At 72.0% G+C, this 15,028-nt stretch carries 14 protein-coding genes; 1 reads left to right on the top strand and 13 read right to left on the bottom strand.

Features of this window, described 5'->3' with window-relative positions; genetic code table 11:
* Positions 1–46: 46 nt before the first annotated feature.
* The 6 genes from AB0O48_RS26580 to AB0O48_RS26555 form a co-directional block, all read right to left on the bottom strand.
* Positions 47–739 carry an endonuclease V gene (locus AB0O48_RS26580; protein ID WP_365069001.1) on the bottom strand — a complete coding sequence of 231 codons (693 nt, stop codon included), beginning with the start codon at positions 737–739 and terminating at the stop codon, positions 47–49.
* An 82-nt stretch (positions 740–821) separates the two neighbouring features.
* Positions 822–1,070, bottom strand: coding sequence for a hypothetical protein (locus tag AB0O48_RS26575; protein WP_357241978.1), 249 nt, complete (start codon positions 1,068–1,070; stop codon positions 822–824).
* 83 nt (positions 1,071–1,153) lie between these two features.
* On the bottom strand, positions 1,154–1,606 hold the full coding sequence (locus tag AB0O48_RS26570) for a hypothetical protein (protein ID WP_365068998.1): 453 nt from the start codon (positions 1,604–1,606) through the stop codon (positions 1,154–1,156).
* Positions 1,606–6,054 carry a toxin glutamine deamidase domain-containing protein gene (locus tag AB0O48_RS26565; RefSeq protein ID WP_365068996.1) on the bottom strand — a complete coding sequence of 1,483 codons (4,449 nt, stop codon included), beginning with the start codon at positions 6,052–6,054 and terminating at the stop codon, positions 1,606–1,608. The genes AB0O48_RS26570 and AB0O48_RS26565 overlap by 1 nt, the downstream gene beginning before the upstream one ends.
* A gap of 15 nt (positions 6,055–6,069) precedes the next feature.
* Entirely contained in the window at positions 6,070–6,402 is a 333-nt protein-coding gene (locus AB0O48_RS26560; protein ID WP_357241968.1) for a hypothetical protein, read from the bottom strand.
* Positions 6,399–6,821, bottom strand: a complete 423-nt coding sequence (locus tag AB0O48_RS26555; RefSeq protein ID WP_365068993.1) for a YbaB/EbfC family nucleoid-associated protein — start codon at positions 6,819–6,821, stop codon at positions 6,399–6,401. The genes AB0O48_RS26560 and AB0O48_RS26555 overlap by 4 nt, the downstream gene beginning before the upstream one ends.
* Positions 6,822–6,900: 79 nt before the next feature.
* Here AB0O48_RS26555 and AB0O48_RS26550 point away from each other — a divergent pair, with 79 nt between their 5' ends.
* Positions 6,901–8,142 carry an SUKH-3 domain-containing protein gene (locus AB0O48_RS26550; RefSeq protein ID WP_365068991.1) on the top strand — a complete coding sequence of 414 codons (1,242 nt, stop codon included), beginning with the start codon at positions 6,901–6,903 and terminating at the stop codon, positions 8,140–8,142.
* A gap of 9 nt (positions 8,143–8,151) precedes the next feature.
* On the opposite strand, the gene AB0O48_RS26545 is transcribed toward AB0O48_RS26550, so the two are convergent.
* From AB0O48_RS26545 to AB0O48_RS26515, 7 genes are all read right to left on the bottom strand, one after another.
* A complete protein-coding gene (locus tag AB0O48_RS26545) occupies positions 8,152–8,826 on the bottom strand; it encodes a hypothetical protein (protein ID WP_365068989.1) in 675 nt (224 codons plus the stop codon).
* A 57-nt stretch (positions 8,827–8,883) separates the two neighbouring features.
* Positions 8,884–9,561 (bottom strand): M15 family metallopeptidase, encoded by a 678-nt coding sequence (locus AB0O48_RS26540; protein WP_357241956.1) that lies wholly within the window; start codon positions 9,559–9,561, stop codon positions 8,884–8,886.
* The gene (locus AB0O48_RS26535; RefSeq protein ID WP_357572408.1) at positions 9,558–10,688 is read right to left on the bottom strand and encodes a D-alanine--D-alanine ligase family protein; all 1,131 of its coding nucleotides are present in this window, start codon (positions 10,686–10,688) and stop codon (positions 9,558–9,560) included. Before AB0O48_RS26535 ends, AB0O48_RS26540 begins: the two co-directional genes overlap by 4 nt.
* On the bottom strand, positions 10,685–11,698 hold the full coding sequence (locus AB0O48_RS26530; RefSeq protein ID WP_365068986.1) for a pyridoxal-phosphate dependent enzyme: 1,014 nt from the start codon (positions 11,696–11,698) through the stop codon (positions 10,685–10,687). The genes AB0O48_RS26535 and AB0O48_RS26530 overlap by 4 nt, the downstream gene beginning before the upstream one ends.
* Before the next feature lie 70 nt (positions 11,699–11,768).
* Positions 11,769–12,833, bottom strand: coding sequence for a HAMP domain-containing sensor histidine kinase (locus tag AB0O48_RS26525; RefSeq protein WP_365068984.1), 1,065 nt, complete (start codon positions 12,831–12,833; stop codon positions 11,769–11,771).
* A complete protein-coding gene (locus tag AB0O48_RS26520; RefSeq protein ID WP_357241945.1) occupies positions 12,830–13,495 on the bottom strand; it encodes a response regulator transcription factor in 666 nt (221 codons plus the stop codon). The genes AB0O48_RS26525 and AB0O48_RS26520 overlap by 4 nt, the downstream gene beginning before the upstream one ends.
* Before the next feature lie 434 nt (positions 13,496–13,929).
* Positions 13,930–14,781: a DUF559 domain-containing protein gene (locus AB0O48_RS26515; RefSeq protein ID WP_357572405.1), complete on the bottom strand. Its 852-nt coding sequence runs from the start codon at positions 14,779–14,781 to the stop codon at positions 13,930–13,932.
* Positions 14,782–15,028 lie beyond the last annotated feature (247 nt).

Genomic DNA, 15,028 nt, shown 5'->3' with positions numbered 1-15,028 from the left:
CCGACGACCTGCTCACACGTGGTTTCACTCCGGGCAGGACGTCGGGTCAGTGCGGGTGCTCCGCCCGGGAGAGGGCGTCGCGGCAGAGTCGGTCGGACGTGCGGGTGGTCTCCGGCAGCCGGAACCGCGGGGTCAACGCGAGCACCTGCGCGGTCGCGTTCTCCAGGCTCATTCGATGTCCGACGCTGACGAAGACCGGCTTCACGCCGTCCTGGGTGCGGAGCACCCGGCCGACGACGTCACCACCGTCTAGCAGCGGCGACCAGGCACCCCGCTCGGCGGCCGGCGGATCCCACGTCCCGACCAGCGGCGTCTTGCCCACCCCGATCGCGGGCAACCCGGTGACCACGCCGAGGTGGCAGGCGAGCCCGAACCGACGCGGATGCGCCAACCCGTGCCCGTCGCACACCAGCAGATCCGGGATCGTGGCCAGGCGGTCCAATGCGCTGAGCAACGCAGGCAACTCACGGAAGGCGAACAGCCCCGGCACGTAATCGAACGCCGGCCGCCCCACACAGACCGCCGAGTCCACCACGACCAACGTCCGGGCATCCAGCACCGTCACGGCCGCCGCCAGCAGGTCACCACCCTGGGAGTACGCGACATCCAGGCCGGCCACCGTCTCCGGTGCGCTGGGCCCCGGCCCGACCAGGTCGACAAGCGGCCGCAACTCCTCCTGTACGGCCACCGCCTCGGCAACACTGCCCGGCGTCGCCACGTCCCTCGGCGTCGAGGCCACCGCTCGCCATGATCCACTCGACGTCATTGACGTCGGGCTGTCCCACGGCGGCGAATGCCCGACATCGCCGAACCCGAGTCGATCACCCTCGCCGCCGACCTTCGGTACCGTCCCGGGCGGCACCACCGTCCGGGCCACCCTTCGCGGGGTCGCCATCGGTTCGCCCCTTCGCCGCGCCGAGGGCCATCGCGAAGGCAATGCCGAGGGCCACACCGAAGGCCACGCCGCCGGTCGAGCCGAACGAGGGGATGCCGATCGCCAGTCCGATCAGGATGCCCACCGGCCACGCCCAGAGGTTGGGCCACTTGCTCTGCGGGTCGGAACTCGCCATCCGTCGATGCTATTCGACCCGGTCGGCCGCCACCCACGCCGTCCGCTCCGGACGACAACGGCAACCCACCGCCAGGCAAGGCCCTATCCGCCGCTGGCCTCCGCCCTCGCTATCTCGGGGTCCGCGCCAGGATCGCCCGCCGCGCGAAGCTGCTCCTCGAACATGACAAAGGTCCGCTGCCGAATACCACGAATGATGGCCTGCTCCTTCGGCGTCAGATGACGATTCTCGGCCTTTGCTACCTCCCTGACCGCCTGCAAGGTGTCGTAGAGAGCGAAGATCGGCCCCTCGCCCTCGAGATGGTGAGCCCGGAAGCGCTCTACCTCCTGCACGAATTCTTCAGGCGTCCGCCGGAAAACCTCTCCCCCGACATCGAAGACGATCTCGGCGAACAGGTCATTTTTCTCGTGCCAGCCGCCAGTATCGATGGCAACCCGCCACACCCTGACACCACCGTCGGGCGTCTCTACGATCTTCACCGGCGACTGGTAATAAAGGTAGTAGGACGGCAGCACCAGGCCTGGCATCTGGGTCATCAAGCATTCCCCTCGTAGGTCGACTGCAATGCCTGCCAGAACAACTGTTGCTCGCGCTGAAGGATCCCCTCTGCGATCGCTCCCTCGCGCCTCGTCAAGGCTCGGCCCTGGGCTCGGGCCAGGGCATCCACATCGCGGCGTACCTCATACAGCGCATGCTCCCAGACCGCCACGGCGTCAAGCGCAGCCAGGTGCAGACGGAACTCGGCAAGGTGGTCGTTACGTGTTCGCAGTACGAGCTGCACGTCCCGGTAGCCGCTGTCCTGGGGAGACATGAAGCGGTCCTGGAAACTCACGATCGCAACGTCAGGGTGGTCCCGTATCCGCTCGAGCGCGGCGTAGAGGTCGTCGAGGTTGCGAAACTCGACCTTTGCGGCAGCCAGATCGAGCAACTTAGACGTGTCGCCCTGGTATTTGTCCACCTTGTCCTCGGCTCGAGAACGAATCTTGGGTTGAACGCGCCAGCCAGGCTCACCGACGAGACGATCGTCCACGTGTGCGAGCGATACCGCCAACTGGTTCAGCTCCGCCTGCGCATCGACCGCCGCCGCATAGAGATTGTCGAGATACTGCTCGCGATAGGTCGCGTCAGCCTGACGGCGCTTGTCAAAACCGGGCTGGACTACCGGATCATCCGGGATCTGAATGCTCAAGCTGGTCTGCCGCTGGTCATCAGTCAGCGGCGTTGGCTGTGGACGGCCTACATCTCTGTCAGTCCGACCCGGGGGCGTCGATGCCTCCAGGCCGGCAGCCTCTTGCCGGGCGACGTCGTCGAGCACCTCGGCGAGGACGTCGATGGCCTGCTGATGACTCGCCAGGTGATAGAGGGTCAACGGGCGCGCGGTCAGCGAGTTCGCGAGTTCGGGCGTGGACAGGATCAGACGTGCGAGATCTGGATGCCGCACCAGCTGCCGGGTCAGGCTCTCGGCCAGCCCTGGCTCGTTCGCGGGCGGCTCCCGCCCAATGCTGTCGAGCACGTCGCGGACCCGGCCGTCGGCGAACAGCCGCACCACATCCCGCGCCGACGCGTCGTCCAACTCCGGGACCAGCCGACGAAGGCTGGGCGGGTCGACCACCTCCGCGAACTCGGCCGGACTCACGCCGGCGGTGAAGATCTCGTCCAGACTGGCGGCCATCGAGACGACCCGGGCCGGGCTGTCACCTGCCGGCGGCTGCCGCGGGACAGCGCCGGACGAGTCCTCGGCGGGCTCGCCGTCGCCCGCACTCACCGAGCCCGGACCGTCCAGCAGCAGATACATCCGGTTGATGTACGGGTCGCCGTGGCCGCCGTCGCCGTCCGCCGACGGGTGGTTCGGCAGGTCGGGCCGCTCACTGAACCGGCCGCGGGGCAGCCCGCTGAGCGGCATCGGCCGGCCGTCGCCGCCCAGTACCAGCGAGTCGATGCCGACCACGTCGGGGTACAACGGCCGGTCCCGGACCACGCCGTTCTGCGGGTCGACGTAGAGCACCGTGCCGTTCTGGTTGAGCGCCACCCACGCGTGCGAACCGCCGTGCGGCCACTCGGTGACCAGGAACGCGTAGCTGCCGTGGCCGCCCAGCAACAGTTGGTCGTGCAGGTTGCGGTAGCTCCGGTCGGCGGCCTGCCGTGCCTGCTCGCCGTACGAGCGTTGCCCGGACGGCGGGGCGAGGAGCCGCTGGAAGCGCCCGCCGGTCACGTCCTCGACCCGGCCCGGGCCGCCTGCTTCACCACGGATCGGGCGTCGGATGTCCCCGTCCAGGTAGCCGTCGAAGGTGCGCGGGGCCGACACCCGCGGCCGGCCGTGCACCCAGGTTTCGAACATCGACAGCGTGCAGTCCAGGCAGTTGATGCCCCGGGTGGCGTCGGCCCTGGGACCTCCGTCGTTCAACAGCCGGAACCAGCCGCCCCGGCGGGGATCGGCGGTGCGGGTGACGGTGCCGTCCGACTCGCGGGGCATCTGCCGTTCGACGTCGACCTGGTGCAGGGCGAGCGGTGGACGCAGTCCTCCCGGCTGCCCGTACGGCCGGGAGTCGTCGATCGGCGGGGGTGTGTCGTCGCCGGTGAGCCGGGACGGACCGGAGGTCTCCACCGCGCCGAGTGCGAGCGCGCCGACGTCCCGGTTGGCGTGTTCGAAGGCGGTGGCGCCGATGTCCACGACCGGCGGCGCCGTGGTGCCGGCCAGCACCGCGTCCGCCAGGTCACGCCACTGGGCGTACGCCTGTGTCTCGTCGTTCGCGGCCCACTGCCAGCCGTCGGCCCACTGCCGGTGACCAGCCTGGTGCAGTTGTCGGGCGTAGGCGGCGTACTCGGTGGCCCGGCGATCGTGCTCGGCGGCCCGGGCGCGCAGTCGGGTGGCCTCGGCCTGCCGGCGATTGCGCTCGAACCCGGTCCGCTGCGTTTGGTGGTGGCCGTGGTAGCGCCGCCGCTCGGCGGCTTCCGCCTCGGCGGCCCACTGCGCGGCGTACCAGTCGATGGTGTCGGTCGTGGGCGTCACCGGATCGCCGAACGCCACGACCTCGGCGGGGACGGACGCCCTGCCCCGGGCCGGATGATCCGGCGCGCGCCGCTCCCGCGCCGGGGCGAGCAGTCGTCCCACCTCCGGGTTGGCGACGGTGACCGGCGCTGTCGGGCCGGCGGTGGTCGTCGGCGTCGGCGTGGCGGTCGACAGTGACCAGGCGACCGGGCCGTAGGTGGTGGCGTGCGGCGGGTTGCCGACGTGGCCCGGCGCGACCCCGGTGGCCGGCCCGCTGGTCGGCCCGCTGGTCGGCCCGCTGGTCGGCCCGCTGGTCGGCCCGGTGGCCGGCCCGCTGGTCGGCGCGAAGGCCCCGGCCACGGGTGCGGCCACCGACGAGAGCCCGGGAGCGACTGCCGACGACAGCCCAGGAGCGGCCACCGGCGAGACCCCGGGACCGACCGGCGACGGCATCCCGGGAGCCGCCATCGGCGAGACTCCGGGAGCAACGGCCAACGGTTGCCCGGGAGCTGCCACCGGCGACGGCCTTGGGTCGGCGGCCGCCGACGACGGCGTCGGATCGGCCGCGATCGTGGGTGTGGCGCTGGCCTCCTTCAGGAGAGGCCCCTCCGTCGACGGCATCGGGGTGTCCACGTCGGACAGCGCGTTGACCGACGGTGGTGTCGACACGTGCAGGTCCACGGCGGTGGCGGTCGGCTGCGCCGTGGAGACGCCCGGCGAATCGACGCGCGGCGGCAACCCGTGGTCCGGTGGCGACGTGGCGGCGAGGGGCGTCGCCTGCGCCGGGATGCTCGGAGCCGAGACCATGCCATTCGAACCCGCCGCGCTCGCGGCCACCGTGGACGATCCCACACCCGCTGCCGACGTGGCCGTACCCGCCCAAGCATCGGCCGGCCGGGACGTCCCCGAGGCGGACGGATCGCCGGCGACCGGTGCCACGGAAGGGAGGGAGGGGCCGGTGAACGACGCCCCGGCGAGGGCGTCGGCCTGCGCGTCGAGCCGGGCGCGCAGCGCGTGGTCGGTCTGCCCGGTGGCCGAACCGGTGGCCCCGGAGGCGGCGGCGCGCGCCACGTCCTCCAGGGAGGTCAGTCCCTGACCGGTGGCCAGGCTGGCAGCGCTGTCGGCGAGCACCTCGCCGGTCATCTCCCGCCCCAGGTGCTCCCCGACCCGCGCCACCCGCCCGGTCGCGTGTCGGCCCAGCCCAGCCAGCGGCGCCACCGCCCCGCCGGCGAGGCCACCGACCGCCGACGCGCCGAGGTCGGTCAGGTCCAGGCCGTGTGCCCGCCCGGTGGAGTTCTGGTACGCCTGGGTGGCCAGGGTGACCCCGGCCTCCTCGGCGGCTTCCTCCAGTCCCTCCCGGCCGGCCCGCCTGGCGAAACCGCGCACACCACCCCGGGTGACCTCCTTGGCCGCCCGCTCGCCGGCCTCCTTGAGCCCGTGTTTGAGGGATTTGCTGGCGAGTTGGCCCATCAGCCGCTTGAAGATCTGTTGCACCAGCAGCCGGGTCGCGGTGATGGCCGCGCCGGCCGCCGGGCTTGCCGCACCCGCGGTGAGCACCGCCGCGACCGCGACCGCGAGCAACTCGACGACCAGGATGCCCAGCTCGATCCAGACCTCCAGCTTGGCGCCCTCGATGTCGCAGCCGCACTCCTCGACCAGCCGACCCAGGTCGGCGGTGACCGCGAGGAGCACGGGCAGCGGGGCGTCGGCACCCTCGGCGATCGCCCGCCAGGCCGCCTCGAACGCCGCGTCGACCGCCCCGACACGGCCGTACCCGTCGTGCACGTCGGCGGCGGCCGTGGCGGCATCGGTGTACGGGCCGGAGAGGACGCCGGCGATCGCGTACCACTGGTCGGCGACGTCCCAGACCGCCCGCTCGTTGCCCTCCGGCCACTGCACGCCGACCACCCAGTCCAGGGCTTCGTAGATCCAGCCCGGCACGTCCCAGGGTGCGTGGTCCAGCGGGTGCGGAATCGGGCTCGGCAGCACACTCATCGCAGTCGCCGGCCGTCAGCGCCTGTCGGCGGCCCGACCGAACCGGGCCGCGCTGCCCCCGTCGGTCTGCACGCTCGCGTCGACGGCGCGGACCACGTCGCCGCCCAACTCGGTGAGCCGGTGCCCGACGCCCGCCCAGGCCCGCAGCACGGTCTGCTCGAACCCGCGGTAGTTGCGCTCGAACGCGGCGCCGATGTCGTCGCGACCCCACGGCCGGGCGCCGCTGGCGGCCTCGATCGCGCCGCCTTCCGCCGCTCGTCGGGCCGCTACCGCCTCACCAGCGAGCGCCAGGTCGGCACCGCCGCTGCGGGCGCGGGACGGGTCGAGCCAGAGCTGTCCGTCGGTCATGGCTGCCCCGCGCCCCGGCCGAGAACGGTGTCGGCCCGGCCGAGCAGCGCGGCGTAATCTCCGGTGCGCAGGAAGTCCGCCGACCCGGAGCCGGCCGGCATAACCTCGGCGACGAGGTCACGGGTGGCGTCGGCGGCGGCGGTCGCGGCGCTCCGGATCGTTTCGGTGATTTTCCGGCCGAGCGCCGCGGCGTCCCGCTCGCGGTAGACGGCCGGCGTCACCTCGACCTCAATCAACTGACCCTGGGCGCCCACGGTTGCGGTCACCTGGCCGTCGGCCGACCGCCGGGTCACCCGCAACTCGGCGAGGCGCGTCTGCAAGTCGTCCAAACCGGACCTGAGCTGCTGGTACTGCCCGTACACGTCGTCGAATCTGGCCCGTAGCTCGCGGTTGGCGTGCCGGTCCGCGTGTTCGCTCACCGCTGCCCCTCCCGTCACCGTCGGTAGAGCAGCACCATACCGGCCGCCATCGATTCGTGTAATCCGGTAGTTTCAGAGTGTGATCGACCGTCAGCAGGCCGAGCAGCTCGCGGCCACCTGGGCCCGCCGCGACTCGCAGCGCCTCGGCCACGAGTGCACGGCGATGGTCGACGAGTTCGACCTCGGCTTCGTCATCACCTCCGTCGTCCCCACCGAGGTGCGCACGATCCCCGGGGACCTGCCGACGACGGTCATCGACAAGCAGACCGGCAAGGTCACCACCTGGCCGCGGGTGCCGAGCGACGTGGTGGCGGATCTGTACCGACGCAGCCAGCCGGCCGGGCCGAGCGCTCCCCGCACCGTCGACCCGTCGAGTCTGCTGGTCCGGGAGATCCATCGGATCGCCACCCCGAACACCACCGCGCACCTGACCCTCGAAGGCCGGATCTGGACGGCCCAGGGCACCAGGGCGGCCGTCCCGCTCAACCATCACCCGCTGGTCCGCACCTACCTCGACCAGTTGCCCCCGGGCGACCTGGTCCGCGGGGGCGACGCCCACGCCGAGCTGATCGTGGTCTCCGACGTCCTACACGAGTACGACCACCGCCGGGCCGCCGAGGGCATCGCGCCGATGGGGCGGGCCGAGGCGGCGGCACTGCTGGCGGACGCCCGGTTCGAGATCTTCCGGGTCCGGGAGCCGGGTGACCCGGCTGGCGGCCCCGCCGAGCTGCCCTGCGATTCGTGCATCACGTTCCTGGTGCGCGCCAACGTCCTGCCGGAGTCGGCACGGGCGTACACCGAGACCTGGCGTGCCCCGGCGGAACCCGACCCCGACCCTGGCCGCTTCCCGGCGGAGGTCGCCAACGCGCTGGTCGCGGCGGGTTGGCGACCACACATCGGCGATCAGATCATGGCTGCCGCGGCCGTGCGGGACGTCACCGCGGTGCGGGGGGTGGCCCACCAGCACGCGGTCTTCCCCGCCGCCGTCGAGGCGCTGACCGCGTTCCCCAGCCTGGTCGGTGCCCGACGCGGTCGCGGCGAGCAGGTGTGGATCTCCCGGTTCGACATCCGCCCACACACCGTCGCGCACACCGCCGACACCCTCGCGGACTTCGGGGCGGTGCTCGGCGTACGACTCTTTCCGATCGGCACCGAGCAACAGGACAGCATCCTGGCGGTGGACGAGCGCGGCCGGGTCTTCGCCCTCGACCAGGCCGGCGAGTGGTTCCTCGGCGACACCATCGACGCGGCGCTCACCACGCTGCTGCTCGGCCGCGCCCCCGCCCGGGTCCGCGACGACGGCACCTGGCAGTCCGACTGAGGGCCGGCCTCAGCGCAGCACCTCGACGGTGTTGCGGCGGACCAGGTTCTTGCCGGGCTCGCGGATCTGGTCCATCGCGGCGGAGTTGAGCAGCACACAACTGCCCGACGGGCCGGTCACCGTCACCGTGGTCGCCCGGTTGTTGTCCAGGTTTGTCACCCGCAACCGGGTGCCCACCGGGAACTGGCCGCTGGTCGCCGCCGGCGCGCCACCCTCAGCGAAGAAGGTGATCGCCCCGGAGCACGCCGAGCGGGGAGCCGCACCCGACGCCCCGGGAGATGCCGCACCGGGGCGGATCGTGCCGGCGGTCGACTGCCCGGCCGACGGCGCCCTACCGTCCAACCGCTCCACCACGTTGCGGCGGATCACGTTCTTGCCCGGCTCCCGGACCAGCTCCATGGCGGCCGCGTTGAGCAGCACACAACTGCCCGACGGGCCGGTTACGGTCACGGTGGCCGCCCGGTTGTTGTCCAGGTTGGTGACCCGCAGTCGGGTACCCACCGGGAAGCGGTCGCTGGTCGCCGCCGGCGCACCGCCCTCCGCCGAGAAGGTGACCGAGCCGGAGCAGACGGTCGACCGTGCCGGGGCGGTGTCGGCGAAGCCGAAGTTGGTCCCCACCGCCACGCCCGCCGCGGCGAGCACCGCCACGGTCGCTGCCAGCACGTGCCTGCGCTGCACCCTCATCGACGTCACTCCCGTCCTCGGTGGTGTCCTTCCTCCCCTGGTACGGACGGGAGCGCCCTACCGTTCAGCCGGAACGGGCACCGATCGGGCGGCGGCCAGGTCCACCGGCCCGTACCGGGTGCGCGGCGCCCCGGTGATCAGCGCCCAGTAGCGGTCGCCGTACGACCAGTGCCACCACTCGGTCGGGTAGTTCACCATCCCCGCGCCGCCGAGAGCGTCCACCATGATCTGCCGGTGCCGTCGGGCCGTGGCGGAAATCGTGGGCGCGTCGGTGAAACAGGCGTCGTCGCTGTCCTCCGGGGTCGCGTCGATGGCCGTACCCAGGTCGAGTTCCACACCGTCGTCGGTGCAGAGCGTCAGGTCCACCGCCCCGCCGGTGCTGTGCGGGGCCACCTCGACCGGCGAGACGAACTTGGTGGTCTCCCGGTGCAGCCGCTGCGGGGACCAGTCCGGGTGCCGTCGGCGCAGCTCGTCCCGGTAGCCGGTGAAGATGGCCAACTGCGCCCGGTACGGCCGGTATCCCTCCACCACCAGCAGACGCATCCCGGCCGGCAGGGCACGCTGCGCGGCCAGCAGGCGGTCCACGACCGCGGCGCGCAGCCGGGCGTACGCCCCGGCCGGGTCGGCCGCGCGGCCGTCGAGCCGCAACTCGGGCAGCTCACGCAGGTCCACGAACGGGTCACCGTCGTCGGCGCTGGGCACCGCGGCCACGCGGGGATCGGAGAGCAGGATCATCGGACGCTCCCCCCGGTGTTGGCGGTCCGTTCCGCGTGCCGGGTACGGGCCAACTCGACGAGTCGGTCCACCACCTCCCGGTACCCGACACCGGCGGCCGCCCACACCTTCGGATACATCGAGTGCGCCGTGAATCCGGGCATGGTGTTCAGTTCGTTGACGTACAGCTCACCGCTCCTTTCGTCGTAGAAGAAGTCGACCCGGGCCAGACCCCAGCCGCCGATCGCGGCGAACGCCCGCAGCGACAGCTCGCGGACCCGCGCGGTCACCTCGTCCGGCAACACGGCGGGGACGATCATCGGGTCGGCGTCGCCGAAGTACTTCTGCTGGTAGTCGAACCACCCGCCGGCCACCCGCACCTCGCCCACCGCCGACGCCTCCGGACGCCAGCCACCGAGCACCGCACACTCCAACTCCCGGCCGGTGACCCCCTGCTCGACCAGGACGAGCTGGTCGTGGCGCAGCGCCTCCTCCACGGCGGCGGCCAGGTCGTCGCCCTCGCCGACGCGGGAGATGCCGATCGAGGAACCCATGTTCGCCGGTTTCACGAAGAGCGGCCGACGCAGCCCGAGGACCAGCTTCTCCGGGTCGTCGGACGCCCGGTAGGTGTGCGCGTCGAACGCGACGTACGGGGTGACGGGGATGTCCTCGGCGCGCAGCGCCCGCTTCATCGCCACCTTGTTCATCCCCACCGCGGAGGCGAGGATGCCGCACCCGACGTACGGCACGTTGAGGGACTCCAACAGCCCCTGCACCACACCGTCCTCGCCGAACGGGCCGTGCAGCACCGGGAAGACCACGTCCAGCTCGGCGTGCACCGCGCCGGGGGCGTTGCCCGCGGACACCTGCACGACACCCGGACGCGGACCGGCCCGCAACTCGACGGCCGGACCGGTCACCTGGAGGCGGTCGTCGATGGCCCGCTCGCCGGCCGGCCGGTCCCGCAACTGCGCCAGCAGCGCGTCGGGCACCAGCCGGAAACCGCCGCCGCGGGTGATGCCGATGGCGAGCGTGCGGTACCCGCCGCCGCCGAGCGCCCGAGCCACCCCGAGCGCGGACGCGCAGGACACCTCGTGCTCCGCCGACGGTCCACCGAACAGGATTCCGATCCGCGTCGGCGCGCTCACGCCGCCACCGCTTCCCTGCTCGGCAGCTCGGCGGGCGGCGGAACCAGCAACCGGGCCACCAACGCCGGCTCCACGTTCCCGCCGGTCAGCACCACCCCGATGGTCCGCTGCCGACCAGCTTCGGAGGTGAGCCGAAGCGCGCCGGCCAGACCGGCCGCCCCGGACGGCTCGGCGAGCACCTTCAGCTCCGTCAGGATCAGCCGGAACGCCGCCCCGATCTCGTCGTCGTCGACCCGGACGACCCCGCGCAGCTCGTTCCGCACGATCGCGAACGGCAACTCACCCACACAGGACGGCCGCAGCCCGTCCGCGATCGTGGGCACCGGCGCGACCGGGACACGCTCACCGGCCGCCAGGCTACGGGCGAGCGAGTCACAGCCGACCGGTTCCACGCCGTACACCTCGATGCCCCTGCCGGCCGCGGCCAGGCAGGCGCCCGCGACCCCGCCACCACCACCCACCGGTACGACGAGCGTGTCCAGCGGTGTGCCGACGCGCTCGGCCTCCTCGATCAGTTCGAGGCTGGCGGTACCCTGCCCGGCGATGACGTCCGGGTGGTCGTACGCGTCGACGACGGGGTGGCCGCTCTCGTCGTTGAGCCCGTTGGCCACCGCCACCCGCTCCTCGACGCCGGTGCCGGCGAACACCACGCGCGCCCCCGCCGCGCGGGCCCGGTCGACCTTCGTCGGTGCCGCGTCGACCGGCAGCACCACGGTCGCCGCGATCCCGTGCTGCCGGGCCGCCAACGCCACCGCCACCGCGTGGTTGCCGGTGCTCTGCGCGATCACCCCTCGGTGGCCGGCCGCGGCGAGCCGGCCCACCGCCCGCAGCGCGCCACGCATCTTGTACGAGCCGCCGTCCTGGAGGTTCTCCGCCTTGAGCAGGACGCGCGCCCCGGCCAAACTGTCGATCACCGGAGACCGCAGCACGGGTGTCCGGACCACGCGGCCGGCGAGCCAGCGGGCGGCCTCCTCCACATCGACCCAGGTCTGGGCAACGGTGCGTGACATCGGTTTCTCCTTTCGCGCGCACCACGGGTCGGATCCGCCGTACGCGGACCCGGAGCGAGGGTGTGGAGCGCTAGGTCACATTGGGTAGTTGGACGTCGACCCGTAGGCCGCCGTGCTCGGCGGGGCGGGCCGCGATGATCCCGTCGTGCGCCTGGGTGATCGAGCGGGCGATGGCCAGGCCGAGACCGGCGCCTCCGCCCTGCGCGGTGCGGTCCCGGGTCAGCCGGCGGAACGGCTCGAAGAGACCGGCCACCGCCTCGGCCGGCACGGGCTGACCGGTGTTGACCACGGACAACGCGGGCACCCCACTCACCGCGACGGTCAGCGAGCCGCCCCGCCGGTTGTACTTGATCCCGTTCTCCACCAGGTTGCTGACCAGGCGTTCCAACAGCACCCGTTCGCCCACCACGATCCGGGGCGCGAGATGGGTGTCCATGGTGACCGCAGCTTCCCGGGCACGGTCCTGGTAGCCGGCGAGCACCGCCTCGACGATCGCGTCGAGCCGCTGCGGTATCCGCGACCGCAGGCCCTGGTCACTCTCGCTGAGCGCCAGCAGACCCTCGATCAGCCGTTCGTTGCGCTCGTTGGTCTCCAGCAGCTGGGCGGTCAGCAGCTCCAACTGTTCACCGGAGAGCGCCTGGGCCATGCCGACCTCGATGAGCGTCCGTTGCACCGCCAGCGGGGTACGCAGCTCGTGCGAGGCGTTCGCCGCGAACCGCCGCTGGCCCTCGTACCCCGCGGAGATGCGTTCCATCATCTCGTCGATCGCCCGGGACAGCCGGGCCAGCTCGTCGCGCCCCCGAGGGCGGATCCGGTGACCGAGGTTCTGCGGGCCAACGTGCGCGATCGGCCCGGCCAGGTCACGGACCGGGCGCAGGCACCACATCGCGCCGAACCAGAGCGCCGCCAGGACCGAAACGCTCACCAGCAGTACGGCCACCAGGGGCAGCACGAACGCCCCCGGCCGCACCTCGGCGCACACCGTGCTGAGCCCGGGCAGGGGAACGTCGCAGAACTGCTGCCCCCAGTCCCAGGTCACCCCGGCCAGCCATTTGCCCATCGTCGGGAGCACCGGCCCCGTCAGCAGTGCCAGCAGGCCCACGAGCAGCACCCGACGTCGCGGCGTCCAGCTCACGCCGTACCGCCGATCCGGTAGCCGGCCTTCGGAACCGTGTGAATGATCGTCGGATCGCCGAGCTTCTTCCGGAGAGTCATCACGGTGACCCGTACCGCGTTCGTGAACGGGTCGGCGAACTCGTCCCAGGCCTGCTCCAGCAACTCCTCGGCGCTGACCACCTGACCTTCGGCCCGCAGCAGCACGTGCAGCACGGCGAACTCCTTCGGGCTCAGGGTGAGCGGCCGGCCGTCGCGGGTGGCCACGTGCCGGCCCACATCCAGCGTCAGGCCGTCCTGGCTGAGCACCGGTGGCAGCGCCGGGGTGGACCGTCGGCCAAGAGCCTGCACCCGGGCCACCAGTTCGGCGAAGGCGAACGGCTTGGTCAGGTAGTCGTCCGCACCGAGCCCGAGCCCCTCCACCCGGTCCCGGATGCCGGCCGCCGCGGTGAGCAGCAGCACGCGGGTGCCGACCTGTGAGTCGGCGATGCTGCGGCACACCTCGTCGCCGGTGTGCCCGGGCATGTCCCGGTCCAGCACCGCGACGTCGTACCGGTTGACCCCGATCCGCTCCAGCGCGCCGTCGCCGTCGTAGCAGACGTCGACGGCCATCGACAGGCGGCGCAGCCCTTCGGCCACCGTGTCCGCCAACAACCGCTCGTCGTCCGCCACCAGCACCCGCACGTTTCCGCTCCCCCGAGTTCGGCCTGCCCCGGCATACCGTCGCAGGCCCGGGTTAAGGGTTCTGTAAGCACCCGCCGCTGCCATCCTCCACGCGAGCGTCCAGCGGGCAAACCATCGCAAGCCAGCCCTTGCCGGTTTCGTCCCCCTCCACGTCGTCCACACCATCCGTCCCCAACAACCACGCCACCACCAAGACCCGTGACCCCCGTCACCCCAAGCCCCACCCACCCACCCCCACCCCCTGCCCCGCCCGCGTCACTGCCCACTGCCCGGGTCGATCATGGAGTTGTGGTGGGGCTTGTGGTTACTTTTGCACCTTTGGAAAACCCCATAACTCCATGATCGACTGGCCGGCCGAGGGCAGCGCGGTCCGGGGCGGGGCGGGGCGGGGCGGGACTGGCGGGGCCGGGCGGGGCAGCGGATTGGCGGTTCGGTTAGGGGGCGAGGAGGGGGATTAGGGTTCTGATGATGTGGGCGGGGCGACGGTAGAGGTCCAGGTCGGTGAAGTGGCGCATGCGCCAGCCATTGGCGGCGAGCCAGTTCATTCGAGAGCGATCGTGCCGGAGGCGGGCGCGGTCCAGATGGGACGAACCGTCGTACTCGACACCGACGCGGTGTTGCCGGTAACCAAGGTCGAGGCGGTAGAGCGGGATCCCGTTGCTGTCCGAGACCCAGATCTGCGGCTCCGGCGGTGGCAGGCCGCCGTCAATCAGTACTAGGCGGAGTTGGCTCTCCTGCCGGCACTCTGCCCGGGGATCGGCGCGCGGCACGAGATCACGCGCCTGACAGACTCCACGCAGACGAGCGTGCCGATCGACCTCGATCCGGAGTTCCTCGGGCCGGCAGGCGCCTACGCGAAGGCTAAGGTCCAGTAGCGGCATCGCGTCCATCCGGTGCAACGACCGGGCCAGGTCCACCGCGCACCTGGAGGCGGGCGCACAGGGCACCCCGGCCAGCAGTACGGGGTCGCGCACCGGCAGAACCGCCTCGTGGGTGATGACGCCCCGAATGCGCGGGACGTTCTCCCCTGCCGGCACGATCACGTGCACGTCGGGGCTGCGGGCGTCGCCGAAGCCGTGCAGTTGCGCGCCCGTTTGGAAGCCTACGACGGCGGTGGCGGGTAGTCGTCGGAAGATCGCTGGCAGGCGTCCGGCCTGATCGGCCGACGGCGCGTAGATGCTTCGCGACATCCGGTGCAGGCGGGACAGCTCAGCCAGCCCCCGTACCTGCTCCCGACTGAGGCCGGCCGCGAGTAACTCCGAGTATCGATACAAACGCTCTGCCATGCCGCATGAATCTGCAGCAACACGTCGCCATCCCCCGACCCCAACCCAGCGCCCTGTGGATAACCATCGGCCCTGTGCACAACCCCCAAAGCTCCTCCCGCGATGCTATGCGCACCAAGGTCCGCCACTGGGTCGATCATGGAGTTGTGGTGCCGTCCGCCTCTAGGTGCCTGCGGCTGAGCCAATCCTGGTCAGTCGGTCGCCCTCGGGTGGCCCGTGCCGGCGTGCTTCACCCAGCAGGTGCGGG

This window comes from Micromonospora sp. NPDC085948 (assembly GCF_040686315.1).
Lineage (GTDB): Bacteria > Actinomycetota > Actinomycetes > Mycobacteriales > Micromonosporaceae > Micromonospora.
This window is presented reverse-complemented; position numbering and strand designations above follow the sequence as displayed.